We start from the raw sequence: 26,341 nt of genomic DNA on the forward strand, positions 1-26,341 counted from the left end.
GGTGGGACACATCGACGACCTCGCCGAACGGTACGTCGAGGAATGGGCACCGCTGAACCCGATCGGCGCCACGCACCTCGGTATCGACGGCTATGACGACCAATTCGACGACCTCACCCCGGACGGGTACGCCGCGCAGGCGGACCTCGACCGCCGTACGCTGGCCGCGCTGCACGCCACGCCGGCCGGCTCGCCGGACGAGGAGGTCGGCCGCGAGGCCATGATCGAGCGGCTGGAGCTGAACCTCGCCCGGTACGAGGCCGGCGAGAGCACCAGCCAGCTCAACGTGATCACGAGCGCGCTGCACGAGGTGCGCGGCGCCTTCGACCTGATGCCGACCGAGGGCGAGCGCGCGATCGCGAACATCGCGGCCCGGCTGAACAAGGTGCCGCAGGCGCTGGAGCAGATCAGGACGACGCTGCTGGACGCGGCCGCCCGCGGTCACGTCAGCCCGCGCGAGCAGATCGCCGAGGTCGCCAAGCAGTGCGACATCTGGACCGACCCGGCCCAGGACGACGTGTACCGCACGCTGGTCCGGTCGCTGACCGCCCGCGGCACCGGCCTGACCGCGGACCTGGAGCGCGGTGCCGCCGCGGCCACCCGCGCGACCGCGGAGTTCGGCCAGTTCCTGCGCCGCGAGCTGGCGCCGCACGGCCGGGAGAAGCAGGCCGCCGGCCTGGAGCGGTACGCGCTGGCCTCCCGCTACTTCGTCGGCGCGGAGCTGGACCTGCTGGAGACATACGCCTGGGGCTTCGACGAACTGGCCCGGCTCGAGGACGAGATGCGCCTGGTCGCGAGCCGGATCGTCGGCCCCGGCGCGAGCATCGACGAGGCGGTCGCCGCGCTCGACGCGGACCCGGCCCGGACCATCCACGGCAAGGAGGCGTTCCGCGACTGGATGCAGGCGCTCGCCGACAAGGCCGTGGAGGAGCTGAACGGCACCCACTTCGACATCCCCGAGCAGGTGCTGCGCCTGGAGTGCTGCCTGGCGCCGACCAGCGACGGCGGCATCTATTACACCGGGCCGAGCGAGGACTTCAGCCGCCCGGGCCGGATGTGGTGGGCGGTGCCCGGCACGATCACGGACTTCTCCACCTGGCACGAGGTGACCACGGTCTACCACGAGGGCGTGCCCGGCCATCACCTCCAGGTCGGCCAGACCACGGTCCGCGCGGACCTGCTCAACCGCTGGCGCCGGCTGATGGGCTGGACCTCCGGGTACGGCGAGGGCTGGGCGCTCTACGCGGAGCGGCTGATGGACGAGCTCGGCTACCTCGACGACCCGGGCGACAAGCTGGGCATGCTGGATGGCCAGGCGCTCCGGGCCGCGCGCGTGATCGTGGACATCGGCATGCACCTGGAGCTGGAGATCCCGGCCGACAACCCGTTCGGCTTCGCGCCGGGCGAGCGGTGGACGCCCGCGCACGGCTGGGAGTTCCTGCGCGGCCACTGCCGGCTGCCGGACGAGAACCTGCGCTTCGAGTTGTACCGCTACCTGGGGTGGCCGGGGCAGGCGCCGTCGTACAAGGTCGGCGAGCGGTTCTGGCTCCAGGCGCGGGAGGACGCCCGGGCGCGCAAGGGCGCGGACTTCGACCTGCGCGCGTTCCACCAGGCCGGGCTCAACCTCGGCTCGATCGGCCTGGACCCGTTCCGCCGCGCGATGGCCCGCTACTGACCGCCGGTGCCCCGGCCTCGCGGGACGGTCACACCACGTCCACGAGGTCGGGGCCGGTGAGCGTGTCGCAGGTGGCGAGCAGCAGCTCCATCGACGGGTCCTGGAACGCGATGTAGGGCAGCGCGATCGGGATTCCGTCCGGCGGGATCGGCGACTCCGGCGTCAGCGTGATCGGGATGCCGAGCAGCGACCCGGTGAACCTCGTGGCGTAGAACCTGACGTCGCCCTCGACGCCCAGCTTGGAGCTGGTGATCGGCGACAGCTCCTGGTGGCGCGGCGTCTGGAGCGTGAAGTCGTGGGTGTACGCCCTGGTCATCGAGAACTGCAACGCCTTGATCGTGGTGCCGTCCACGCGCGGCATGTCCACGATGCCGTCCATGCCCAGGTTCCACATCTCCACCTTGCTGCCGGTCAGCAGCGACGGCCGCATCGCCACCGGCGGCACCCCCTCCGGCACGCCCAACTGCTTCACCTCCTCCCGCGGCTCCTCACCCGCGGGCTCCTCCCCCGGCTGAACGGGGCTGCCGGGCGCCCCGGTGTCTCCGGGGCGGCCGGGATCGCCGGGGTCATCCGGCTGCCCGGGACCGGCACCGGGCGGCTCCGGGCCGCCGCACTCCTCCTCCGCGTCACCGGACGCGGACGGGCTCGGCGACGGACTCCTCTTCCCACCGAGGCCGAGCAGCTCGCCGATCCCGCCGGCGATGTCCCCGATCAGTCCGTCGATCGGCCCCGGCGACCGGCTCGCCGACGGCGACGCGCTCGGCGACGCCGTCGGGCATGCCGCCGCATGCGCCGCTCCGGCACCCGGCAACACCGCCCCACCCGCCGCGACGATCAAAATCCACACCGAGAACCAGCGGGTACGCCCCCGCGAGCGCGGCGAGGGTGCGGCATCCGGTGCCACGGCCGGTCGCAGCGCGGGAGTCTCGCCGTACCGTCGTGGCCGCTCTTGATCGGCGGTTCCGGCCCCGGGCGCCGGGCCGGTGTCGTCGGGGCCGCCGTCCCCGTCAGCTTTTGGGCCGGTCGGCTCCACGGCGCCGTCGTCCCCGGCCGCCGGTCCGCCGTCCCCGATCCGCGCGGTGTCACCGACGCCGGCGGTTTCGTCACCGGATCCGACGGCCTCATCGTCAGCGTGGCCGTCGCCGGCCGCGGGAGTCGCCGGCCCCGGTGGCGCCCAGCCGAAGGCCAGCGCCGAGCCCAACCCGCCCAGCACCAGCCCGACGAAGAAGCCGCCCAGGTTGATCGCCATCAGTGAGAAGACCGACGTGATCGCGCCGATGACGGCGTAGAACATGTGCTGCGCCGGCGTGAACCAGATCAGCAGCCCGCAGGTGGCCAGCACCCCGGGGATCAGCCAGCTCAGATAGCCGCTCGGCCCCACGTGCACGGACAGGCCGTTGATGCCGCCGCCCTGGGTCGAGCCGAACATCTCCAGCCCGGCCAGGATCAGCAGCAGCCCACCCCAGAACGGCCTGGTCCCGCGCCAGCGGCCGAAGGCGCGCCACCCTCTGGCGGCGCGGGCGGCCAGGTCTCCCATCTCCGCTCCCTCTGGTGCGTGCCCTCCGGTCCGCGCGGGGCGGGCCGGAGGGCGCCGGTCAGAAGCACTCCTTGGCGTCGTCGCCGACGTTGACCTTGAGCCGCAGGCCGGTGAGCGCGAACGTGCCGGCCGTGGTGGTCCACGCGACCTGCCGGAGGTTGTTGATCGTGACGTGGTCGGCCTGCTGGCCGAACAGCCCCGGCTGGCCCTTCGCGCCGTCGCCGCCCTTGTTCAGCGTGGACGCGTCCCGGCCGATCTCGATGTTGGTGAACGTGGCGTCGCCCTCGAGCTCGTCCACGTCGAGGACCAGGTTGCTGGCCGTGGCCGGGTTGTCGCCGCCGCCCGCGTTGATGGTCAGGATCACGCGGCCGACCAGCGGGTTCGACGCGTTGACGGACTGGCACAGGTTGTACAGCTCGGCCTCGCGGATCGCGGAGACCGCGGTCGGGTGCCGCTCGCCGCCCTGCTCGGTCGCGATGCCGCCGTACTGGGCGAACCCGTCGCCCTCCAGCCGGTCCGCGGCCACCTTGAAGGTGCTGCCGGAGACCGAGAACGACGCCGCGATCGCGCCGTTGGACATGCCGAAGACCATGAATCCGGTGGCGATCACCGTGGGTACGCCGAGGATCGCGGCCCGGCGCCAGCGCACGTGTCCTTTCGCCTGTCTCTCCTGCACGGTTCCTCCTCACGACGGGGGATACGCCTATCGCGGCGGGACTCGTGGCGTAGGCGTCTGGTGAGGCGTTTCGGCCGTCCGCGGGCCCTTACCGGCCGGTAACGAAGCGCGGAGCCAATGATTGTGCGAAGCGACGTGGCTCACAACCCCACGGCTACCCACGGGTAACCAGCGCGCGACGCGCTCGGCTACGCCGCGTGCAATGATTGCCGACCGGTTAACCGGACAAAGCAGGCCAAGCTACCGCCTACGGCTCACCAGCCGTAAGCGATCTCCATCGATAATTACGATTGGATAACGGCCACCGGAGAGATCGCTGTGGATCTCTAGCGCGCCTCGGCCGGCTGCTCCTCGCCCTCGGCGAGCGCGCCGTCCGGCAGCCTCCGCAGGCTCACGCCGGTGATCGCGTGGTGGTCCACCGACGTCACGCCCGCCTCCCAGCCGTCGACCGTGACCGTCTCGCCCGCCACGGTCGGGATGTGGCCCAGCAGCGTCAGCATCATGCCGGCCACGGTCGTGTAGTCGCCGGGCGGCCGCTCGTCCAGCTCCACGCCGATGTCCGGCAGGTCGTGCACCGGGAACGTGCCGGGCAGCGACAGTGTGCCGTCCGGCTCGGTCCGCACCGACTGCACGTCCCGGTCCGTCTCGTCGTAGATCTCGCCGACGATCTCCTCGAGCACGTCCTCCAGCGTGACGATCCCGTCGATCGCGCCGCGCTCGTCCACCACCAGCGCTATGTGCTGCCGCTCCGCCTTGAACTGGCGTAGCGCGTCGGAGATCAGCAGCGAGTCGGGCAGCAGCATCGGCGGGCGCGCGCAGTCGTCGACCGTGCGCTCGTCCGGCACGCCGATCAGGTCCCGCAGGTGCACCACGCCGACCACGTCGTCGAGCATGCTGTGCCGGACCACCGGCGCGCGCGAGTGGCCGGAGGCGGCCAGCACCAGGCGCGCGGCCTCCGCCGTGGTGCCCGAGTCGAGCGTGAAGACCCGCAGCCGCGGCACCAGCACCGCGCGCAACTGCCGCTCCGCGATCTCCACCGCACCGCTGATGATGGTCTGCTGCTCGACCGTGAACCCGCGGTGACCGGCGACGATGTCGCGCAACTCGTCCGGGCTGATCTCCTCGCGCTCCTCGGACGGGTCGATGCCGAACGCGCGCACCACCAGGTCCGTGGTGGCACCGAGCGCCCACACGGCGGGCCGGGAGACCGAGGCGAGCAGGTTCAGCGGGCGGGCGACCGCGAGCGCCCAGCCCTCCGCGCGCTGCATCGCGATCCGCTTCGGCGCCAGCTCGCCGAAGACGAGCGTGACGAACGTGAGCGCCAGCGTGACCAGCACGATCGACACCGGCTCGGCCGCGCCGCCGAGCGGGCTGAGCAGCGGCACCAGCGGCTGGGCCAGCGACACCGCCGCGGCCGCGGACGCGAGGAAGCCGGCCAGCGTGATGCCGATCTGGATGGTGGCGAGGAACCGGTTCGGATCCTTCGACAGCCGGGCCAGCACCCGGCCGGCGGCGCCACCCTCCCGCTCCAGCCGCTGCACCTGGCTCTCCCGCAGGGAGACCAGCGCCATCTCGCTTCCCGCGAACGCCGCGTTGAGCACGACCAGCACGCCGACCAGCGCGAGCTGTGTCCATAGCTCCTGCACCGCAGGCTCCTCACCGCCGGTGAACCTCAGTCCTCCGGGCTCTTTCCCCCCGGTGGGCGGGATGAACCCTCGGCGCGCTCAGGTCACGCGGCGCGGCGGTGCACGCCCCGGTAGGTGCCGAAGCGCAGGCCCAGCCGCACCGGCGGGCTCGGCGGCTCGGCCTGCTCGGGCACCTGGCGGCGCACCGTGGTCACGCCCTCGGCGGGCACCTCGCCGCCGATCAGGCGCCGGATCCGCCGAAGTTTGATCCCCCGCTTGCTCATGCCCTGCTCCCCCTGTGTCGACGTCTCTGCGCCAGACCCTATGGCGGGGGTACGACATTTCAGAGCGAGCGCAGGCCGTCCGCCACCCTGGTCATGGTCTCCTCGGTCGGCCCGTCCGGCTCCCCGGTCTCGTGCACGGCCAGGTGCCCGGCCGCGGCCAGGTCACCGACCAGCACCATGGTCACGCCGAGGTGCAGCCCGAGCCGCGCGCTCAGCTCGACCACGGACAGCGACTCCACGCAGAGCCGGACGATCTCCCGCTCCTCCGGGGAGAGCGCGTCCGTCGGCTCGCCCCAGCGCGCCACCACGTGCGTCTCCAGCCCGATGTCCGCGGCGTCGCCGGCCGCGCGGACCCGCCCGGCGGTCAGCACGAACGGCCGGAACCCGGTGGACGTGTTCCAGGACGGTCCCGACGCGGGCGCGGCGCGCAGGTACGGCCGGATCCGCGGCAGCCCCGCGGACCCGTCGTCGTGCTGCGGCCCGGTCACGTCCGAACGTGACTCTTCAGCTCGTTGATCAGCTTCGGCGTGAGCGCGTCGCCCGCCTTGTTGGCGAACAGCGTCATCTCGTAGGCGAGCGTGCCCAGGTTCGCGGAGCGCTCGGCGATCACGCCGAGCACCGAGCCCTCGCTGATCGACGTCACCAGCAGGTATCCCTCGTCCATGTCCAGGATGACCCGGTTCAGCCCGCCGAGCGGGTAGCAGCTCGCCGCACCCGCGGCCAGGCTGGTCAGCCCGGCGACGACGGCGGCCAGCCGCTCGGACGCCGCCCGGTCCTGGGCGCTGGTCATGGCCATCAGCAGGCCGTCGGAGGACACGGCGATCGCCTGGATCACGCCCGCGGTGCCGGAGGCGAACGTGTCCAGCAGCCAGTTGAAGGTCTTTGCCTCGGTGCTCATGGCGCTCATCGAGTGGTTCCCTCGTCGGTGTGCTCGTCGGATCGGGCGGCACGCAGGCCTCGGGCGACGCCCGACTCGAACTGCCGCATCAGCTCACGTACCTTCTCCGGGTCCTGGCGGACCGGCGCGGTTCCCGGCCGGACGATCCTGGGTGGCACGAGCGGAACGTCCTGGCTGCCGAGCGTGGCGCCCGGCACCCGCTTCCGCAGTCCGATACCCAGGTCGGCCGGGTCGACAACCGTGATCTCGGTGGTCGGTGAGGTGTCCTCGGCCGCCTGGAGCACGTGCGGTGGCGGATCGTCGACCACCTCGACACGCGACGCGACCGCCGGCACGATCAGCGGCCGCGGGACCTCCACCGTGTCCGCCGTCCGGCCGTCCGCGTCCACCACGATCAGCGGGCTGGACGGCGGCCGGGGCCCGGGCAGTGCCAGCGGCGCGGCCGGCGCCGCGCGGTACTCCACCACGGGCCGCACCCGCAGCGGCGTCGTCACCGGCGCGGGCGCGTCCGGCACCGGCGGCGGGTCCGCCGCGGTGGCCGAGATGGCGAACGCGTTCCACGACGGGCCCGCCTCCAGGCTCCGGCTCGCCCGGTCCAGCAGCGCGGCCTCGACGCCCGGCACGGAGTCGGCGTCCTCCACCCGTACCGCCGGAAGGTCCTGAGGCTCCTCCGGCTCCGGCAGGATCAGCTGGCGGCGGCCGAGCAGCACCGTGGCCGTGACCCCGCCGCCGGGCGTCTCGGAGAGCGTGACCGGCATGCCCTGCCGGCGGGACAGGCGGCCCACCACGAGCAGCCCGAGCACCTCGGTGGGCGCCAGGTCGAGCCGCTCGCGGCGGGCCAGCCGCGTGTTCTCCCACTCCAGCCGCTCCGGCGGCAGGCCAAGGCCGTGATCGGTGATGATCAGGCGTACGCCGTTGCGCGCCGGCGCGGCCGTGACCGTGACGCGCGTATCCGGCGGCGAGAACGTGCAGGCGTTCTCCATCAGCTCCGCGATCACCAGCGTGAGGTCCGCGATCGCGGGCGGCAGCACGTCGATGGTGTCCGGCACGTCCACGTCCACCCGCGGGTAGCCCTCGATCTGGCCGAGCGCGAGCCGGACCACGTGCAGCAGCGGCATGGGCTCGCTGTGCTGGCCCGCGTCGGTGCCGCCGCCGGAGAGCGCGACCAGGCTGCTGGCGTTGCGGCGCAGCCGGCTCGCCATGTGGTCGAGCCGGTAGAGGTTCTCCAGCCGGGCCGGGTCGGTCTCCTCGCGCTCCAGCGCGTCGATCAGCGACAGCTGGCGGTCGACCAGGTTCTCCGTGCGGCGCCCGATGTGGCCGAACATCTGCGCCACGTTCCGCCGGCCGGCGACCTGCCGCTCGACCAGCCGGGCCGCGGTGCTCTGCACCCGGTTGAACGCGTGCGCGAGGTCGCTGACCTCGTCGTCGCCGCGCACCCGGAGCGGGTCGAGCCGGACCGGTGAGGTCGACTCGGCCTCGTCGTCCGCGACCCGGGTCAGCTCCTCCTCGGTGAGCCGGGCGACCCGGTCCGCGGTCTCGGTGAGCCGCAGCAGCGGCCGGGTCACCCGGCGCGCGGTGATCAGCGCGGCGGCTCCCACGGCCGCGGTGAGCAGCAGGGTCAGCGTCAGCACCAGGTACGCCGTGGTGGTCGCGGCCCGCCGGTCGGCCACCACCAGGTCACCCACGTCGCGGGCGATCTGGTCCTCGATGAACCGGCCGTTGACCAGCACCGACTGGATGAACGGCAGCATCCGCGCGGCGTCCAGCGCGTCGGCGGTGCCGGCCGGGTCGGCGGCGAACCGCGCGAAGAAGTCGTCGCCGGTCGCGAGCCGCAGCTGGGCCAGCACCGACTCGTACGCCGCGGTCTGCTCCGCGTCGGCGAAGCCGCGGAAGCGCGCGATCTCCCGGTCCAGCGCCGCGAACCGCCCGGCGGCCCGCGCGACGGCGGTGGCGTTCGGCCCGGCCGCGAGGTCGAGCAGCACGTACGCCGCGGCGCTGGCCTCCTCGTCGACGCGCAGCGCCGCGTCCAGCGCCAGCACGCGACGCCCCGGCGCGGTGCCGCCGTCCGCCACCTCGGTCAGCCGCAGCCCGTCGATGAACCGCGTGATGACCTGCCCGAACCCGGCGCCGATCGCGTCGGTGCCGGCGGTCCGGTCCAGCACCTCGCGCCGCACGCCGGCCAGCTCGCCGACCGCGTCGGCCGCCGAGGTCAGCTCCGGCGTGAGCGCGCCCTCGCGGCGCAGGTCGGCGGTCCAGTCGGTGACGCGGGCGGTCTGCAGTTCGAGGCGGGAGCGGTCGGTGAGGCCGCGGACGTAGGCGACGGAGAGCAGCCGCTCCTGTTGCAGCGCCTGCACCACCGCGCCGACGCGGCCGGCCTGGATGACCCGTTCCGCGGTGCCGGACGCGCGCGACGCCTCCTGCATGCGGTCGACCACCACCGGCACCGCGAGCGTGATCAGCCCGAGCAGCGGCACCGCCATGACCAGGGCGAGCCGGCCCTGGACGCGCAGCGCGGGAAACTCAACGCGTCGCACCGGCCCGCCTCCGTCTCGGCGACCAGACGTCCTCCCCGGCCGGCGTCTCCTCGGCGTGCCGCGGTAACGGCTCCACGCGCGCGTCCTGAGGCGCGGGGCGCGCCCGGTTCACCACCAGCGGCAGCGCGAACGGCACGGCCGCGATCAGCAGGGCCAGCACCAGCATCACCACCGCGGTGGTGCGCCGCGCGCCCAACTCCCCGGCGCGCTCGCGCAGCAACGTGTCCAGCTCGGTGAGCACGGTGGTCATCAGCTCGGCCTGGGCGCGCTGCGCCTCGGTGCGCGCGGGGGAGAGCTGCGCTGCCGTCGCGGCGTCGGTCTGTGCGCCGTCCGCCACCACGTAGAGCTTGTCCACGCCCTGCCGGAACCGGTTGAGGCCGGTCAGCAGCTTGGTGCTGAGCGTGTCGCTCTCCGTCTCGTCCAGCGAGGCCTGGAGGTTGTCGGTGAGGTCCGCGACGCGGCCGTCGACGAGCGTGCGGGTGGCGAGCAGCCGGCCGAGCAGCGCGGGCCGGTCCGCGGGCGCGGCGCCGACGGCCAGGTCGGCCAGGTCCGCGAGGCGCCCGGTGCCGACGATCAGCGCGGGCAGTTCCGCGGCGCCGGCTTCCTGGAGGTGGAACGTGTCGCCGCGCGGGTCCCGGCTGAGGTCCGCGTTGTCGCGGACCTCCTCGTGCAGCGCGAGCAGCAGGTCGGTGATCGCGGCGTAGGCCTCGTAGACCGCGGTGGTGCTGCCGGTGACGCCGCCCAGCGCCTCGATCTTGGCGCGCGCGTCGGTCCAGCGCGCCGTGGTGCCGAGCGTCGCGCCGAGCCGGGCGTCCACACCGTCCACGGCCGCCACCGCGCCGTTGACCGGATCGAGCGACGGGCTCTGGTGCAGCGCGGCCGATTGCGCCTCGGCCATCACGCGGGTGAGTTCGCCGAGCGCGATCGCGTATTCGACGCCGTCACGCTCGCGGCCGACGGATTCCAATCGCTCGCTCGTGCCGTTCCAGCTCTGTCCGAAAAGTATCGCGACCGGCACGAGGATCAGCACGATCGCGAGGAGACCCGGCGCGGAACGCGACCATAGACGCGCACGCCGCACTGGCATGATCACAATGCACCCCTAGCCCACTGCCGCCCGTATCGCCGCCCACGGCACGCGGTAGCCGCGGTGATCGCCCCGTGCGAACCGGACGTCGCCAACGGGTAGGAAAGTAGCGGAAGTTGGCCGCCTAATGGGATTTTCGATTAGAGAGAAATTCTCCTGATTCTCTGCTACCGCACGACCCCTTACTGAGCGCAAAACCGCTCGCCACGCACAGCAATCGCGGCGGTTCCCGGACCGATCCGTATGGATATGGTCATTCCGGGCGAACCATCTCGGGCGAAACCGAATAATGGGGACCATCCGGCCCGTTGGAGGCTCGATGTCCTCGACCGACGCCCGCCCTGCCCGACGCAGGCCCCACCTCTTCCTGCGCGCCTCCGGCGTGGACCCCGGTGAGGCGATCTTCTGGGGGGAGGCCGGCCGCTACCGGGTCTTCGGCGCGCTGGTGCTGTTCACCACGCTGATGGCCACCGCCACCGTGTTCTGGGCGGTCACCATCGCCACCGACGCGCCCTGGCAGGTCGCGGTCGCGGTGGCGCTGATCTGGGGCTTCGGCATCTTCCAGATCGACCGCTGGCTGATCTCCGCGCACGTCGAGCGGGACGGCGTGCTCCACCGGCTCTGGCTGCTGGTGCCGCGACTGGCGATCGCCGTACCGATGGGGCTGCTGATCGCCTGGTTCGCGATGCTCGGCGTCGGCGCCAAGGAGATCCGGCAGGAACTGGACGTGGACCGGCTGCGCGACGCGTCCGCGATCTCCGCCCAGGTCCGCGATTCCTCCGAGCTGGCCAGCCAGCGGGACACGCTGCTGGCGGAGAAGGCGGCGCTGCAGACCGCGTACGACCGGGCCGCCGCCGCGATCCCGGCGCTGCAACGCGCGTTCGACGAGGAGTGCAACGGCACCGGCGGTACGCGCACGCCCGGCTGCGGCCCGATCGCGCAGGTCAAGCTCGGCGACCTGAACGCCGGCAAGGCGGCCCGGGACGCCGCGCAGCGCCGCCTGGCCGCCCGCGGCGCGGAGATCGACGCGGCCGTGCAGCAGCTGGACCGGCGCATCGCGGCCAGCGCGGACGCGGCCAGCGTCTCCACCGCGCACAACGACGGCGTCTTCGCCCGCCGCGCCGCGCTGGCCCGGGTGCTGGCCGTCGACCCGGAGGCGCGGCGGCTCTATCACCTGCTGGAGGTGGTCTTCGTCGTGGTCGACCTGGTCCCGGCCGTGGCGAAGGTGTTCTCCCCGGTCAGCATGGTGGACATCGCGCGACGGCAGCGCCGCGCGCGGGCGCGGGAGGAACTGGAGGCCGCGACCGCGGCCGAGCGCGAGTCGCCGGACGTGCACGCGGCGCTGGTCTACGCGGCGGCGCAGCGCGCGGAGAGCCTGCGCGAGCAGGCGGACGCACGGCGCGCGCTGGACAACGCCTACCTGACCGACCGGGAGTTCCTGCACCGCGAGGCCGAGCACCGGGTCGCGCAGCACGAGGCGGCGCTGCGGGCGGAGCGCGCGCCGCACCGGGAGATGCCACACGCGCGGCCCGGCCGCCGGGCCTTCTCCGGACGGGCTCGGCGCCGTCGCCGGGTCGCGCGCACGCCGTCGCCCTTACCTCATTCCTCCGTTAGATCGAGTAAAGAGCACGACTGAATCCCGACCGAAGCGGGACGGTTGACCGTCCGGTGCCGCAAACTTGGCCCAGTTGTGACCCCGATGCGGCGACCGAATGCGGGTCGGCCTGCCGAAAATCCGAGAAACTAACGATCGGTGATTCCGGCTGTCACGCACGCGCGGAGCGAAGGCCCGATTTTTCCGCTCCAGCCCGAGATGACTCACCTTTGAGAGTCTGCATATGCACGTGCATCTGCACTTGCCATCGCCGCGTGCGGACGCGCATCATTGCCGGAGCGCCTCGCGCCATGCCCCGCACCGCCCCAGCGAGTCGAGCGAGGACCCCCATGCCCGAACCGCCCCCGCTGCCGCCGAACCGCCGCTGGATCGTCGATCGCCTGCTGCCGCGCTTCCTGGAGCCGGAGTTCACCGACGCCGGCGACCTGGTCCCGACCGAGCAACCGATCATGCTGTTCTGGGCCGCCCGCGGCGACCGCGGCAGCGACGTGCTCGCCCATGTCCGCGCCGAGGCCCAGGGCAACCGGCCGTGCGTGCGGATCGACCTCGGCGCCTGCGGCTGGCTGGAGCCGCACGAGTTGCTCGCCCGGGTCATGTTCGGGCTGGCCACCCAGGTGAAGGGGTTCGGCCGGCTCACGCTTCCCCGGTTCGCGCTGGGCCTGGTCGCGCTGCGGGTGTCGTTCGAGGACGACAACAGCCGGCACGTCACCGACCAGGTGCTCCGCGACCTGCTGGCCAACCGGCACCGGCTCAAGGCCACCACGCGCGAGGTCATGCTGAAGCTCGGCCGCGACCTCGCCGCCGCCGGTCTCAAGCCCGGCCCGGCCGAGGTCAGCTACCTGGGCGCGATCGACGCCACCGCCGCCTCGCTCGGCCGCCGCGCCCACGAGAGCCTGTCGTGGTTCCGGCAGCGGCACACCACCTCCGGCGACCCGGTCGACGCGCTGATCGACCTGCGGCACACCATGGAGGTCGACCACGAGGCGGTCGAGGCGATCCTGTGCGAGGCGTTCCTGACCGACCTCGCCGCGGCGTACGACGGGGGTCGCTTCGCCGGCCCGCGCACCGACCACCCCGTGGTCCTGCTCGACCACGCGGACAGCGGCTCCGGCCTCAGCCTGCTGTCCACGCTCACCTCCGTCCGGCACAAGCGGCTGGTCGAGCGGGGCGGCACCGGCCGCTCCGACCCGTTGCTGCTGCTCGCGTCCGGGCACACGCGCTTCCCGTCCGGCGCCTCCGCCACCGGCCCCGCGCTCTCCCGCGCCGGGGACGGCGGCGCCGGCGCCTGGCGCGAGCGGCTCGCCGCCGGCTGGGCCGATCCCGCACACCTGCTGCTCGTGACCGAGCTGCCCGATCTCGACGACGATTCCGCCGAGGCGATGAGCCGCCATCTCGAGTCCGCCGTCACCTCCGACGACGTGACCGTGGCGGAGCGTCTCACCGGCGGCCATCCCTGGGGGTTCGCCCATGTGTTACGGACGCTGGCGGCGGCACGACAGGCGGACACCACCGCCGGCCCGCCCCTCGATCCCCGGACAGTGCTGCGTCTGGCCGACGCCGTTGACCCGGGTGCGACGCTCGCGACGGTGAGCGCGACCCGGCTGCTCGGCCGCGTCGGCGGCGCGATCCACGAGGAGCTGATCACCTGCAGCGCGCTGCCGGCGCTCGACCCGGTCTCCACCGCGGTCGCGCTCGCCGCGCCGCCGCCGCCCGCGCTCACCGAGTTCGTCCGCACCGACCTGCTGGTCGCGCCGCGCACCCGGATCATGCACCCGTTCCTGCGCCGCGTGCTGCTCGACCAGCTCGCCGAGCGCCCGATCAACCATCCCGACTCGTGGCGCGCCGTCCACGAGCGCCTCCGCGAGCACCGCGAGCAGCTCGGCGACCGGCCCGGCGCACTTCGCCACGGCCTCGCGCTCGGCGAGATCGAGCCCGTCGTCAGCCACCTCGACCTCCGCCTCGCCGAACTCCCCGCCGACGACTGGCTGGCCGAGCTCCGCGCGATCACCGCCGCTCCCCGGATGACCGGCCTCCACCCCGGCCCCCGCGGCGAACTCCGCGAACTCGCCGAACCCATCAACGGCGATCCGCACCTGGTCCGGCTGGTCATCGCCCACTGGATCCGTACCGACCCGCTCGGCGACCCGACCGGCGCCCTCGACGTCCAGATCGCCGCCGCCCTCGACCACCTCGCCGACCGCGCGGTCTTCCAGATCGACCGCTTCTACGACGAGGCCTACGCGTTCCGCAGCCGCCGTCCCCGCCCGGCCGGCTCCTGGATGGCCGACCTCAACACCTGACGATCACACCCGGGCTGTCCCGGTCCCGCCGTGGTCCGGTCCCGCCGCTCCCGCCGGAGACCGGTCGGCCGTGGCCGGCCTCCCTGCCAGTCCCGCACCCACCAGACCCCCCGGCCGCGTAGAAGACGCGAACACCGTCCCGCCGACACCACCGAACCGCGGCGGGAATCGCGGCCCGTGCGGAGGCCGCGTGGCTGGTAGGCCGGCCCCGCGGACCGGCAGGGAGGAGCGCCGGCGACGGCCGGTGCCCGCGGGAGCGTTCGGACCGCGACCACGCCGGAAGCGGGAAGGACGATGTCCCGGCCTCACCGGTCGGCCGGCCAGCCGTGCAGGACCAGCGGGGTGCCGGTGCGCCAGCCGGTGAGACCGGCGACGTTGTACGGCTCGGTGTCCGAGGGCAGCGCGCCGGCCGGGAACCAGGCGAGCCCCGCGCATTTGTGCGGCTCCGCGTTGACCGGTTCGCCGTGCCGGGCCGGGTCGTGCGTCGCGTGGAAGAACAGGCCGACCCGCGCGTGCCCGTCCGGCCTGGCCAGGTGCACGGTGGTGGCCAGCCGCACGTCCACGGCGGACAGTGTGAGGCCGGCCTCCTCGCGCGCCTCGCGGAGCACGGCCGCGCGCACGCTCTCGCCCTGTTCGACCTTGCCGGACGGCACGTTCCACAGGCCGTCCGCGAAGCCGGTGTTCCGCCGCAACGCCAACAGCACCTCGGTGCCGCGGGACAGGACCAGGAACACGTCGAGCGGGCTCGTGTACGGCATCAGCGCAGCTCCAATGCGGTGCTGACGAACAGCGCGGCGTCCACCCAGGACGTCACGGCCGCGTCGGACGGGTCGGGGCCGAGCGAGTCGGCGAGGTGGCGGATCGCGTCGGCGGCGCGCCGCAGCCCGAGGCCGGTGAGCGCGGTCGCCTCCGCGCGCAGCCGGTCCGGGAACGAGGCCGGCAGGTGGGCCAGGCCCCGGTGCGCCGCCTCCGCCAGCACGCCCTCGGCCTGGGTCAGCGCGTCGGCCAGCGGGTCCGACGGGATGACGCCGTGCGGCAGCGCGTCCGCCCGGCCGTCCGGCGCCGTCAGGTCCGGCACCACGATCGGGCCGTCCGCGGCGATCGCCAGCGGGTCGATGACCAGGCCGCCGGCCGAGCGCCGCACGCCGCCGCTGACCAGCCGCACCGGGCCGTGATCGCCGGTGAGCGCGGCGGCCAGCGCGTCGAGCCGGCCGGGCGCGGCGGACGTGTGGTGCGCGACGATCCGGGCGAGCGTGCCGGACGCGTCCGCGACCAGCGCGTCCAGCCGCTGCCGGCCGGGTGAGTAGACGACGTCGCGCACCTCCGCGACGGCGAGCGCGCGCACCAGTTCGGCCTCGACCCGCGGCCGGACCGGACGCGGCGGCAGCGCGTCGAGGCGCCGCCGCTCCTCGTCGTAGGAGCCGACGAACAGCCCGCCAGGCAGCTGCTCCCAGGTGCCGTGCGAGGGCGTTGCGGACGTCTTCGCCAGCCGGCCGGTGGCCAGCCGCACCACGCGGCTCGCGCTGCGCACGGCCGACTCCGTGACCACGTTGCCGCCGGCCAGGGCGCCGAGCGCGACGCCACCGGCCCGGCGGCGGGCCAGCGCGGGCCCGTCCTCGCCCGTGGTCCACGTGCGGCGCAGCACCAGCACGGTGGTGCTGTCCGCGTGCGCGAGGAAAACCTCGACGGTACGGTCGTCGCCCAGCTCGCTCACCCGGCATCCGAGGCTCTCCAACCGGGTGCGGCGCAGTGGCGTCTCGGCCGCCTCCTCCGTGCCCAGCACCCGGCTGCGCAGCCCGGAGCCGCCGTTGCGCATGGTCCGGTCCCGCGCGTGCAGCTCCACCAGCAGCTCGGCCAGCGCCTCCGGCCGGTAGCCGGCGCCCCGGTCGCGGTACGCGGCCAGCAGCTCCGCCAGGTCCGCGACCGCGAGCAGTGGCCAGCGCAGTCCGGCCGCGTCCAGCCCGCGGCGCGCCTCGGCGAGCGCGGACGCCAGGCCCGGCCCGGCGTGCACCGCACCGTCGCGGAGCAGCGCGGACGCCACCGCCACGGCCGGGGCCAGCCCGGTGCCGTCCTCGGCGGCGGCCGGTTCCGTACCCCCAACCTCGATCTGGATCTCCGGCGCGCCCGGCGCGCGCTCGTCCGCGGCCCGGAACGCCCAGACCGCGAGCGCGAGCACGTCGTCGCGCGCGCCCGCGACCGCGTCCGTGTGCACGAAGCCGAGGTCGTGCGGGACCAGGAAGCGGACGGTGGCGGAGCCGAGGTCGACCTGCGCCGCCGGGTCGGCGGCGGTAGGGCGGCGCACCCGGGCCAGGTAGCCGGCGCGCAGCGCCCGGCGTGCCGCGGTCATCAGCCGGGCCCCGATCCGCGCTTGGAGCTGCTCGTCCGTGAACGTGCCCGGCGACCAGCCCACCGGTTCCCCGGCCTCGGCGGTCCGCTGTGGCGCGACGCCCGTCTCGGCGGCGCGCTGGTACGTGAGCACCAGCGCGAGCAGGTGCCGGCAGGCGCCGGTCGCCCCGCAGGTGCAGGTGCCCGTCGCCAGTCCGCCGGCCGGCAGCCGGGTCACCGGCCCGTCCGTGAACACCGCGACGACCGTGCCGTCCGCCTCCTCGGTCACCGCCGGCGGCGCCGCGTCCACCTCCTTGGCCGCGCGTTTGACCAGGCCGCGGTTGGTCAGGGCGGCCAGCGCGTCCGGGGTCAGCGCGAGCAGGTCGGCCCTCATCGGTTGACGTGCTCCGCGATGAACGCGGCGAGTTCGCCGGGCGTCATCGCGCCGACCGCGGCTCCCACGTTCGCGAAGCGCTGGGCGGTGTGCGTGTCGTAGTGCGGGTTCGCGGCCGTGTCCAGCGCGGCCAGGCAGAACACCTTGGTGCCCTGGTCGACCAGGCCGCCGATCAGCCGGACCAGATGGTGCGGGTCGCCGCCCTCGTAGAAGTCGCTGATCAGCACCAGGATCGTGCGGCGTGGCGCCTCGATCAGTCCGCTGCCGTACTGCACCGCGCGCGCGATGTTGGTACCGCCGCCGAGCTGGACCTTCATCAGCAGCTCGACCGGATCGTCCACGTCGGACGTGAGGTCGACGACCTCGGTGTCGAACGCGACCAGGTGCGTCCGGATGCCGGGCAACCCCCACAGGCAGGCCGCGGTGACCGCGGAGTGGATCACCGAGCCGGTCATCGAGCCGGACTGGTCGACCAGCAGGATCACCTGCCACTGGTCCAGGTGCCGGCGGGTACGGGAGAAGAAGTACGGCGTCTCGATCAGCAGCCGCCGGTCCTCGGGCCGGAAGTGCGCCAGGTTGTCCCGGATCGTGCGCCGGACGTCGAAGTTCCGCGCCTGCCTGAACCGGCTCGGACGCCGGCTGCGGCTGCCGCTGAACGAGTTGCGCACCTCGGCCTTCAGCTTCTCCATCAGGTCGCGGACCACGGCCTCCACGATCCGCCGGGCCAGCCGCAGCACGTCCGGGTTCATCAGGTGCTTGGTGTGCAGCACGGCCTTGAGCAGCGTCTGGTTCGGCGTGATCGTCTCCAGCACGGCCGGGTTCGTGACCACGTCGTGGATCTCGTACTTCTCGACCGCGTCCCGCTGCAGCCGCTCGATCGTCTCCTTGGGGAACAGCCGGCCGATGCCGGTCAGCCAGTCCACGGTGGTGAGCGGGGACGGGCCCGCGCCGCCCCGGATGCCGCGCGTGCGCAGTTCCTCGTCCCGGCCGTAGAGCCAGTCCAGCGCCGCGTCGCGGGAGGCGGCCTCACCGCTCAGCGGCTGCCCGTTCAGCACGGACTCGCCCGGCTCGCCGAGCACCAGCCGCCAGCGCTCCAGCGTCGGATCCGTCGTCACGTCGTGATCAGCCCCTCCCGGTGCAGCAGGTCCGCGACCCGGCCGTCCAGCTCCACACCCGCCGCGATCAGGTCGGGCGCGGCGTCCAGGCGCAGCAGCGCGCGGCTGTCCCCGGCGATCCCGCGCCGGGCCAGCAGGTGCCGCGCGATCGTGTCCCGCTCGCGCGGCGGGAAGAACTCGAACGCCTGCCGCAGCGCGGGCAGCGCGATCAAAAAGTCCTCGTCTCCCATCGCGTCCATCGCCTCGTCCAGCACGTCGAGCACGCCGCCGGCCTGCAGCACCTCCTCGCGGGCCAGCGCGAACAGCCCGGCCAGCCAGTCGCCGGCGGACGACGGCGTGAACGCGCCACGCACCACCCGGGCCGGGTCACCGGCCCGCTCCGCGCCCAGCGACCAGCCGAACCCGAAGCCCGCGCCGCGCAGGTCCGGCGGCGCGTCCGCGCTCAGCGCCAGCCGCGCGGCCACGTCCAGCGCCGCGTCCCGGTCCAGGTCCAGCGCGGCGCCCGCGTGCACCAGCGCGTCCCGGACCGCGGCCAGCGCGGCGATCCGGGGCAGGTCCGCCGGGGCGGCGCCGCCCCGGACGCCCTCGGCCAGCCACAGGATGCGCGCCACGGACTCGGCGATCACCGTGCCGAGCGGCGCGCTGCCGGCCGTGCCGAGCAGCCGGTCGTGCCGCCACAGCGCGAGCACGATCTCCAGCACCCGGCCCAGCGGGCCCATCTCCGGCGTGGCGCCGATCGCGCGGCCGATCGCGTCCAGCACCCGGCCGGGCAGGTCGGGGATGCCGGCCAGCGCGGCGTCGAACAGCACGGCGGCCAAGCGCTCCACGTCGCCGCCGACCAGCAGGACGCGCTCGGCGAGCAGTGCACCGGCGGCCTCGCCGAGCGTCGCGCCGTACCCGCCGGCCTCGATCAGCGCGGGCAGGCGCCGGTCGTCCCGGGCGAGCGTCCACTCCTCGACCGGCTGCGGGTCGATGCCGGTCCGCGGCCCGGACCGGCGGGTGAAGCCGGGCACGCCCAGGATGCGCAGCCGGTGCAGCACCCGGCTGACCTCGCGCTCGTCGTCGCGGGCCAGGTCCAGGCGGCGGTTGCCGTCCCGGTCCAGGTCGTGCCGCGCCAGCTCCGCGACGGCGTGGTGCACCAGCGGCGGCGCGGGCGTGTCCGGGTGCAGGCGGCCGGTCCGGTCACCGCTGAGCGCCGCGACCATCTCCACCACCACCGGGTGCGTGCCGGGCGCCGGCGTGCCCCGCGTCGACCAGGGCAGCGGCACGTCCAGCGCCTCGTCCAGCAGCGCGGACGCGAGCCCGTCCAGCACGTCGGTCCGGGAGCGGTGCCGGTGGCCGCGGACCAGCGCCAGGCCCGCCGCGGACGCGGTCGCCGCGATCAGGTCCGCGGTGGAGAGCCGCTGCCCGCGCCCGCGCAGCCGCGCCACCACGGCCGCCAGCAGGTGATCGGCCGCGGCCTCCAGACCGTCCTCGAAGAGCCGCTGATAGTACGCCGGGGACGGCATCCCGGACTGGTAGCCGTCGAACGAGTCGAGACGCCGGAACGAGTACGGCACCAGGTAGCTGCCGCCGGACGCGTCCGCGGGCAGCGCATGCTCGACCGGCTCGTCGTCGCCGGGCAGCGCCGCCAGCCGGACCAGCGCCGGCCGGTGGAACCCGCCGGTCACCACCACGATCGGCCGGTCGCCCGCCTCCCGCCGGGTGCGCCGGATCCAGGACGCCATGTACGCCTCGCGCGCCACGTCGTCCGCGCCGGCCTCGGCCTCGCCGCGGATCAGGTCGAAGTAGGCGGCCAGCCGCTCGGCCAGCCCGTCCGGCTCCGCCACCTCGAACAGGTGGTCCCAGAGCGTGTCCACGTTGTCCACCGCGAACTCGCGGCACAGCCGGTCGATCACCTCCGCGTACCGCTGCTCCGCGTCCGCGTACCGGTTGCGCCGGTCGGCGAAGGCCGGATGCCAGGCGGGCAGGTCGATGAAGCGCAGTTCCGCGCCGACCGCCCGGCCCGCGGTGAGCGCGGTCCACTCCGGGGAGTAGTCGCAGAACGGCGCCCACGACGCGTGGTGCCGCTCGCCGTCGGCGTAGCTGCTGAACACCGCGATCGGAAGCTGATGCCCGAGCAGCAGCTCGCCGATCCGCGCGTTCATCTCGACCGGGCCCTCGACCAGCACGTACGCCGGGCGGACCGCCCTGATCGTCTCGTCGACCAGGCGCGCGCACGCCGGGCTGTGGTGCCGGACCCCGATGAAAGTGATCATCCGGGGAGCAGGTGACGGGCGTCGTACAGCGCCTTCCACTGCGTGCCCCGGCGTCCGCGGACCTGCTGCTCCAGGTATCGGCGCAGCTTCGCCAGGTCCTCCGGGCTGTCCTTGGCCGCGGTGCCGGCCAGGCAGGAGACCACGTCCTCGGCGGTGCCGGCCTCGCCGCGCAGGAACCAGCCGCGCAGGCCCACCGCGTGCGCCACGGAGACCGCCTCGGCCGTGCTCATCACGGAGGTCAGCCGGTCCATCGAGTCGCCGCGCGCGGTCTGTCCCACGCGCAGCTCCCGGAACGCGGTGACCAGCACCTCCAGCACGTCCCGGCGCGGCGCCGCGGTGACGCCGGAGCGCCGCAGCAGCGCGGACGCCTCCGCCTCGACCAGCGACAGCTCGGTGGACAGGTCCGCGATCGGGAACACGGTCTCGAAGTTGAAGCGGCGCTTGAGCGCGGAGCTCATCTCGTTGACGCCCCGGTCGCGCGTGTTCGCGGTCGCGATGATGTTGAAGCCCTCGGTGGCGAACACCATCGCCTCCGGGCCGGTCAGTTCCGGGACCGCCATCACCCGGTCGGACAGCGGCGACAGCAGGCAGTCCTGCACCTCCAGCGGGCAGCGGGTGATCTCCTCGAACCGGACCACCTTGCCCTCGGACATGCCGCGCAGCAGCGGCGCCGGGACCAGCGAGCGCGTCGACGGGCCGTCCGCGACCAGCAGCGCGTAGTTCCACGAGTACTTGATCTGGTCCTCGGTGGTCGCCGCGCCGCCCTGGATGGTCAGCGTCGAGTCGCCGCTGACCGCGGCCGCCAACAGCTCGGAGAGCAACGACTTCGCGGTGCCGGGCTCGCCGACCAGCATCAGGCCGCGGCTGGTGGCGAGGCTGACCAGCGCGCGGTCGATCAGCGACGGGTCGCCGACGAACTTGCGCGTGATGCCGGCCCGCTCGTCGCCGATGATGAACCGGCGGGCCGCGCGCAGGCTCAGCGCCCAGCCCGGCGGGCGCGGATCGGAGTCCGTCTCCCGGAGCCGCCGCAGCTCGTCCGCGTACCGGACCTCGGCCGGCGGGCGCTGCATCGTCGTCACGTCGGTCACGCGGTCACCTCGTTCACATCGCGGATGATCTCGGAAACCTGGATCTCGTCGAGGTCACCCAGCGTGGTTTTGTTCTTGCCGCGCTGCCAGTAGGACGCGCCCGCCTTCTCCACGGACACCTCGACCAGGCGCTGCTCCGGGAAGTAGTCGACGGCACCGACCGCCATGCCCGGATCCATGTGAACCATCATGACCAGGTCGTCGCCCAGGTCGCGCTCGAACCAGCCCTGATGGCCGCCGTCGCCGACCTCGCCGCGCCGCCAGCCGCGCCGCTCCAGCCCGAGCAGCCTGGTGGCCGGGACCGTGACATCCGCGAACCGCGCCAGGTCGGCCCGCTGCCGCTCGCCCGGTTCCAGCCGGAACGTCTCGCGGCCGAGCTGCGGGAACGGCTGGAGGATCTCGTAGTCCGCGAAGACCTCGGCCCAGCCCGGCAGCGCGTCGCCGAGCGTCAGCGGATGCGCCACGCCGATCGTCGCGTCGTCCGGCACCGTCACCGGCGCGTCGTCCACGTCCGCGAACGACCGGTCCTCGGCCACCCGCAGCGTCCCGGTCAGCGCTCCGCCGGCGTCGTAGACACCCCACACCACCCGGCGCACGATGTGCACCAGCAGCGGATGCCCGACCAGGTACCGCGCGAACTCCGGCCCGGTCCACCGCCGGCCGTCCACCATCGCCTGCTCCAGGCGCCGGATCTGGTCGCTCGCGACCGTGCGCACATCCTTTTTCAACCCCGAGAACCGGCGGTACGCCTCCGGCGCCAGCTCGGCGTCGTCCCTCGCCCCCGGCTTGGGCAGCGCCTTCACCCGCTTGCCGGCCTCGTCGGTGACGAACGGCTTCAGCTGCTCGTCGAAGCCGACCACGAACCGGCGCGGCCCGTAGTCGAGCGTGAGGCTGCCCGACCCGTCCAACCCGAAGTCGGGCAGCAGCCGGTCGGCGAGCTGCTCCGGGCGCAGCTCCAGCGCGGCCGCCACCTCGGCCATCTTCTCGTTCGCCCGGTCCTTGAGGCCCTTGAACTTCACCTTCTGCGCGATGCCGTGCAGGTGCATCAGCGCCACGTCGGTGCCGATCATGGAGAGGATCTCCAGGCCGGTCACCGCGCGGGCGTGCCCGCCCTCGCCCGGCCACGCGCGGAGCAGCGGAGTCAGCCGGCGCACCACGTCGTCGTCGCCGAGATGCGCGAGCGCCTCGAACGCCCACGCCTCCTTCGACGGCATGCCGGCCGCCTGCCAGCGCCGGAACAGCCCCCAGGCGAACTCGGCCAGGCTCCGCCGGTCCACCGTCTCCCGCACGATCTCCAGGCCGGGGTACGGCTCGGCGAGGCGCGACAGGGCCAGCATGGTCAGCACGTGCCGGGCCGAGTCGAGCGGGAGCGCGCCGGCGGGCGTCCGCGGCCGGGGCAGCAGCGCCGGGTCGGCCCACTCGGGGATCACGGGCATCTTGGCCGGGAGCCGATCCAGCGGGTCGGTGGTGATCAGCGGCTCGACCTCGGCGGCGACCTCCTCGCCGTACGACCGCGCGGCCATCCGCACCGCGTCCGGGTAGCCGGCGGCCACGATCGCCAGCAGCGCGGACTCCGCGTAGCGCCGGTCGGTGCCGGCCTTGCCGACGGCCGCGGGCACCAGCGCGCGGGCCGCGGAGACCGGGTGCCGGGTCAGCCAGGTGAGCGCGAGCGTGCGCAGCGATTTGAGCCGTGAGTACCACTCCGCCATCAGCGTCGCGACCTCCGGCGACGTGAACGGCAGCAGCGCGGCCGCGGCCTGCGGCATCGCCTTGGCGGCGGCCACCGCGGCCGGGTACGCCACGATCCCGTGCCGGGCCACCACCACGCGCATGATCTCGCTCGGCTCCCACAGGTCACGCGGCACCCAGGTGCCGATCTGGGGGAGCGTCAGGGACAGCGGTGCCATCGCGAAGAACAGGCCGGTCCGGAACCACGTGCCGGTGCGACGCCGCTGACGGTCGGCGCTGACCGCCGTCCAGTCCAGCTTCGCCGCCCAGCCCATCTGCTCGAACCGCAGCGTCGACCAGGCCTCCGCCTCGCCGGGCGCCCAGTCCAGCACCACCTCGTCGGCGCATGTCAGGCCGGTGATCACCGTGGGCTTGCGCACGGTGCGCCTCGCCGTCCACGGCGGGCTGACCAGGACCGGCGGGAGCGTCTCGACCGGAGCCTCGTCCACGTCCGCGGCGCGGGCGAGCACGTCGCGCACCCGGGCCGCCGACGCCTCGGGGAGCGCGCCCTCGTCCACCAGGCGGGCGGCCAGCTCGGGGTGGGCCAGGACGTGCGCGTGCAGCAGCTCGGACAGCGTGCGCTTGGTCGCCGGGCGCGCGGTCAGCAGCCGGATCGCCCGGACCGGGAACCGGGCGGCGGCTGCCTGCAGCTCCGGCAGCACGTAGCGCTCGTCCACCCGGTCGAGCAGCGCCGCGAAGGCCTCGTCCGTCGGGATCGCGCCGATCGCCGGCAGGAACCGCTTCGCGTACTCCGCGGCCTGGGTGTTCAGCCAGCTCAGCAGTCCGGGAAGCGCGTGCACGCCGGCACCGATCAGGAACGAGGTGAGCAGCGCGGCGTGGTAGAGCATCCACCAGGGCTCCACCATGGGTACGACCCGGTCCACCTGCTCCTTCGTGCTGACCGAGGTGAGCAGCACCTGGGCGTGCGAGTCCGCGCCGGCGGTGACGAGCTCGACGGTGTCCGCGTCCACCCAGGCGCGCTCGGTCGGGGCCAGGAACGAGGTGGCGAGGCGCCGCAGGAAACCGGCCTCGCGCTGCGCCGCCAGGAGCGCCACGATCTCCCGGTACTCCTCGTCCGGCGCGGTCGCCAGGGCGTGCCGGACGCGGCCGGCCAGGTCGAGCAGCGCCTTCTTGTGCGCGTCGAAGCGCGCGGGCGTGGCGGCCACGTAGTGCAGCGGCCAGTTGCTGGAGCCCCGCTCCTCGCCGACCGCCATGGTGAACAGCTCCACGACGGCCTCGACCGCGAACCGCAGGCCGTGCCGGGTCAGCCACAGGTCGGCGAGCGCCGGCACCTTCTCCGCGTGCTCGAAGTTCAGCACGGAGTGCCAGGCGAGCGCGACCGCGGCGGCACCGGCCGGTGTCGGGTCCGGCTCCTCCAGGTGGTACGCCAGGCCGGCCGCGGTGATCTCCGGGTCCGTCTTCGGGTGCTCGAGGACCCTGCGCACCCTGCTCGGCGCGGCGCTGTTGAACTCGGCCAGGACCGCCCGCGCCTTGTCACCGTCGACCTTGCGCGATTTCAGTCCCGGCTCGCCACGGCGGGCGTATCGGGTCCGCAGCCAGGCCGGCTGGATGACGAACGCGTCCTCGTCCGGCAGGGTCCCGGCCGGCTTCTCCGCTGTCATGACGTACCTCCCGCGGCTCGCTCACGTGCGGCGTCACCGTATCCAGCGGGTGCGACATTTCTGCTCCACCGGCCGGGTGGATCTCCATCGTCCCGGAAAACACATCAGGGCCACCCCGAATGGGGTGGCCCTGATCATGAAGAAGTCCGGCGGTGTCCTACTCTCCCACACCCTCCCGAGTGCAGTACCATCGGCGCTGGAGGGCTTAGCTTCCGGGTTCGGAATGTGACCGGGCGTTTCCCCTCCGCTATAACCGCCGTAACACTATGAACATATCAACCGGAAAACATCACGGTTGTTTGCTCAGACATCACACAGTGGACGCAAACATCTACGCTTTAAGGACTGTAGTCAAGTCCTCGGCCTATTAGTACCGGTCAACTCAACACGTTACCGTGCTTACATCTCCGGCCTATCAACCCAGTCATCTACTGGGAGCCTTACCCCAACAAGTGGGTGGGATACCTCATCTTGAAGCGAGCTTCCCGCTTAGATGCTTTCAGCGGTTATCCCTTCCGAACGTAGCCAACCAGCCATGCCCATGGCAGGACAACTGGCACACCAGAGGTTCGTCCGTCCCGGTCCTCTCGTACTAGGGACAGCCCTTCTCAAGTATCCTACGCGCGCGGCGGATAGGGACCGAACTGTCTCACGACGTTCTAAACCCAGCTCGCGTACCGCTTTAATGGGCGAACAGCCCAACCCTTGGGACCTGCTACAGCCCCAGGATGCGACGAGCCGACATCGAGGTGCCAAACCATCCCGTCGATATGGACTCTTGGGGAAGATCAGCCTGTTATCCCCGGGGTACCTTTTATCCGTTGAGCGACACCGCTTCCACACGCAAGTGCCGGATCACTAGTCCCGACTTTCGTCCCTGCTCGACCCGTCAGTCTCACAGTCAAGCTCCCTTGTGCACTTACACTCAACACCTGATTGCCAACCAGGCTGAGGGAACCTTTGGGCGCCTCCGTTACCCTTTAGGAGGCAACCGCCCCAGTTAAACTACCCACCAGACACTGTCCCTGAACCCGATAAGGGCCCGAAGTTAGATACCCAGATCAACCAGAGTGGTATTTCAAGATTGCCTCCACCCGAACTGGCGTCCGAGCTTCACCGGCTCCCACCTATCCTACACAAGCCAACCCAAATACCAATGTCAAGCTATAGTAAAGGTCCCGGGGTCTTTCCGTCCTGCCGCGCGTAACGAGCATCTTTACTCGTACTGCAATTTCGCCGGGCCTGTGGTTGAGACAGTGGGGAAGTCGTTACGCCATTCGTGCAGGTCGGAACTTACCCGACAAGGAATTTCGCTACCTTAGGATGGTTATAGTTACCACCGCCGTTTACTGGCGCTTAAGTTCTCAGCCTCGCCCCGAAGAGCTAACCGGTCCCCTTAACGTTCCAGCACCGGGCAGGCGTCAGTCCATATACATCGTCTTACGACTTCGCATGGACCTGTGTTTTTAGTAAACAGTCGCTTCCCCCTGCTCTCTGCGGCCATACCACGCTCCACCCGCAAAGGGGCTTCACGCGTCCGGCCCCCCTTCTCCCTAAGTTACGGGGGCAATTTGCCGAGT

Annotated in this window: 17 protein-coding genes and 2 rRNA genes (1 of these 19 only partly in view); 3 read left to right on the top strand and 16 right to left on the bottom strand. The window is 73.0% G+C overall.

Translation table 11 applies throughout. The features are described from left to right. Window position 1 precedes the first annotated feature (1 nt). On the top strand, window positions 2-1,675 hold the full coding sequence (locus tag J2S41_RS33140) for a DUF885 domain-containing protein (protein ID WP_310373904.1): 1,674 nt from the start codon (window positions 2-4) through the stop codon (window positions 1,673-1,675). Between the two features lie 28 nt (window positions 1,676-1,703). On the opposite strand, the gene J2S41_RS33145 is transcribed toward J2S41_RS33140, so the two are convergent. The 8 genes from J2S41_RS33145 to J2S41_RS33180 all read right to left on the bottom strand — a co-directional run bounded on the left by J2S41_RS33145 (window position 1,704) and on the right by J2S41_RS33180 (window position 10,259). Further along, window positions 1,704-3,212 (bottom strand): DUF6114 domain-containing protein, encoded by a 1,509-nt coding sequence (locus J2S41_RS33145; protein WP_310373907.1) that lies wholly within the window; start codon window positions 3,210-3,212, stop codon window positions 1,704-1,706. A 58-nt stretch (window positions 3,213-3,270) separates the two neighbouring features. Further along, window positions 3,271-3,888: a DUF6230 family protein gene (locus J2S41_RS33150; RefSeq protein WP_310373908.1), complete on the bottom strand. Its 618-nt coding sequence runs from the start codon at window positions 3,886-3,888 to the stop codon at window positions 3,271-3,273. Window positions 3,889-4,214: 326 nt separating this feature from the next. Next, complete coding sequence (locus tag J2S41_RS33155) at window positions 4,215-5,534, bottom strand: hemolysin family protein (protein WP_310373910.1); 1,320 nt, start codon at window positions 5,532-5,534, stop codon at window positions 4,215-4,217. Window positions 5,535-5,617: 83 nt separating this feature from the next. Beyond that, window positions 5,618-5,797: a hypothetical protein gene (locus tag J2S41_RS33160; protein WP_310373912.1), complete on the bottom strand. Its 180-nt coding sequence runs from the start codon at window positions 5,795-5,797 to the stop codon at window positions 5,618-5,620. 59 nt (window positions 5,798-5,856) lie between these two features. Then, window positions 5,857-6,285: a DUF742 domain-containing protein gene (locus J2S41_RS33165; protein ID WP_310373914.1), complete on the bottom strand. Its 429-nt coding sequence runs from the start codon at window positions 6,283-6,285 to the stop codon at window positions 5,857-5,859. Next, on the bottom strand, window positions 6,282-6,695 hold the full coding sequence (locus J2S41_RS33170; RefSeq protein WP_310373916.1) for a roadblock/LC7 domain-containing protein: 414 nt from the start codon (window positions 6,693-6,695) through the stop codon (window positions 6,282-6,284). The genes J2S41_RS33165 and J2S41_RS33170 overlap by 4 nt, the downstream gene beginning before the upstream one ends. Before the next feature lie 5 nt (window positions 6,696-6,700). Next, window positions 6,701-9,229, bottom strand: a complete 2,529-nt coding sequence (locus J2S41_RS33175; protein WP_310373918.1) for a sensor histidine kinase — start codon at window positions 9,227-9,229, stop codon at window positions 6,701-6,703. After that, on the bottom strand, window positions 9,216-10,259 hold the full coding sequence (locus J2S41_RS33180) for a hypothetical protein (RefSeq protein WP_310373920.1): 1,044 nt from the start codon (window positions 10,257-10,259) through the stop codon (window positions 9,216-9,218). The genes J2S41_RS33175 and J2S41_RS33180 overlap by 14 nt, the downstream gene beginning before the upstream one ends. Window positions 10,260-10,635: 376 nt before the next feature. On the opposite strand from J2S41_RS33180, the gene J2S41_RS33185 reads away from it, so the two are divergent. Both J2S41_RS33185 and J2S41_RS33190 read left to right on the top strand, forming a co-directional pair. Next, window positions 10,636-11,952, top strand: coding sequence for a DUF4407 domain-containing protein (locus J2S41_RS33185; RefSeq protein WP_310373921.1), 1,317 nt, complete (start codon window positions 10,636-10,638; stop codon window positions 11,950-11,952). Window positions 11,953-12,260: 308 nt separating this feature from the next. After that, entirely contained in the window at window positions 12,261-14,231 is a 1,971-nt protein-coding gene (locus tag J2S41_RS33190; RefSeq protein ID WP_310373923.1) for a hypothetical protein, read from the top strand. A gap of 305 nt (window positions 14,232-14,536) precedes the next feature. Here the strand turns inward: J2S41_RS33190 and J2S41_RS33195 are convergent, their stop codons facing one another. From J2S41_RS33195 to J2S41_RS33230, 8 genes are all read right to left on the bottom strand, one after another. Further along, window positions 14,537-14,989, bottom strand: a complete 453-nt coding sequence (locus J2S41_RS33195; protein ID WP_310373924.1) for an NUDIX hydrolase — start codon at window positions 14,987-14,989, stop codon at window positions 14,537-14,539. Continuing rightward, window positions 14,989-16,950 carry a YehQ family protein gene (locus tag J2S41_RS33200; protein ID WP_310373925.1) on the bottom strand — a complete coding sequence of 654 codons (1,962 nt, stop codon included), beginning with the start codon at window positions 16,948-16,950 and terminating at the stop codon, window positions 14,989-14,991. The genes J2S41_RS33195 and J2S41_RS33200 overlap by 1 nt, the downstream gene beginning before the upstream one ends. Beyond that, complete coding sequence (locus J2S41_RS33205; RefSeq protein WP_310373926.1) at window positions 16,947-18,065, bottom strand: VWA domain-containing protein; 1,119 nt, start codon at window positions 18,063-18,065, stop codon at window positions 16,947-16,949. The genes J2S41_RS33200 and J2S41_RS33205 overlap by 4 nt, the downstream gene beginning before the upstream one ends. Beyond that, the gene (locus J2S41_RS33210; protein ID WP_310373927.1) at window positions 18,062-20,323 is read right to left on the bottom strand and encodes a DUF5682 family protein; all 2,262 of its coding nucleotides are present in this window, start codon (window positions 20,321-20,323) and stop codon (window positions 18,062-18,064) included. Before J2S41_RS33210 ends, J2S41_RS33205 begins: the two co-directional genes overlap by 4 nt. After that, the gene (locus J2S41_RS33215) at window positions 20,320-21,393 is read right to left on the bottom strand and encodes an ATP-binding protein (RefSeq protein WP_310376708.1); all 1,074 of its coding nucleotides are present in this window, start codon (window positions 21,391-21,393) and stop codon (window positions 20,320-20,322) included. Before J2S41_RS33215 ends, J2S41_RS33210 begins: the two co-directional genes overlap by 4 nt. Before the next feature lie 14 nt (window positions 21,394-21,407). Further along, complete coding sequence (locus tag J2S41_RS33220) at window positions 21,408-24,761, bottom strand: DUF4132 domain-containing protein (RefSeq protein WP_310373928.1); 3,354 nt, start codon at window positions 24,759-24,761, stop codon at window positions 21,408-21,410. A gap of 144 nt (window positions 24,762-24,905) precedes the next feature. After that, window positions 24,906-25,022, bottom strand: a 5S ribosomal RNA gene (gene rrf / locus J2S41_RS33225). An 86-nt stretch (window positions 25,023-25,108) separates the two neighbouring features. Next, window positions 25,109-26,341, bottom strand: a 23S ribosomal RNA gene (locus tag J2S41_RS33230); it runs 1,845 nt beyond the window's last position.

Source organism: Catenuloplanes atrovinosus, assembly GCF_031458235.1.
Lineage (GTDB): Bacteria > Actinomycetota > Actinomycetes > Mycobacteriales > Micromonosporaceae > Catenuloplanes > Catenuloplanes atrovinosus.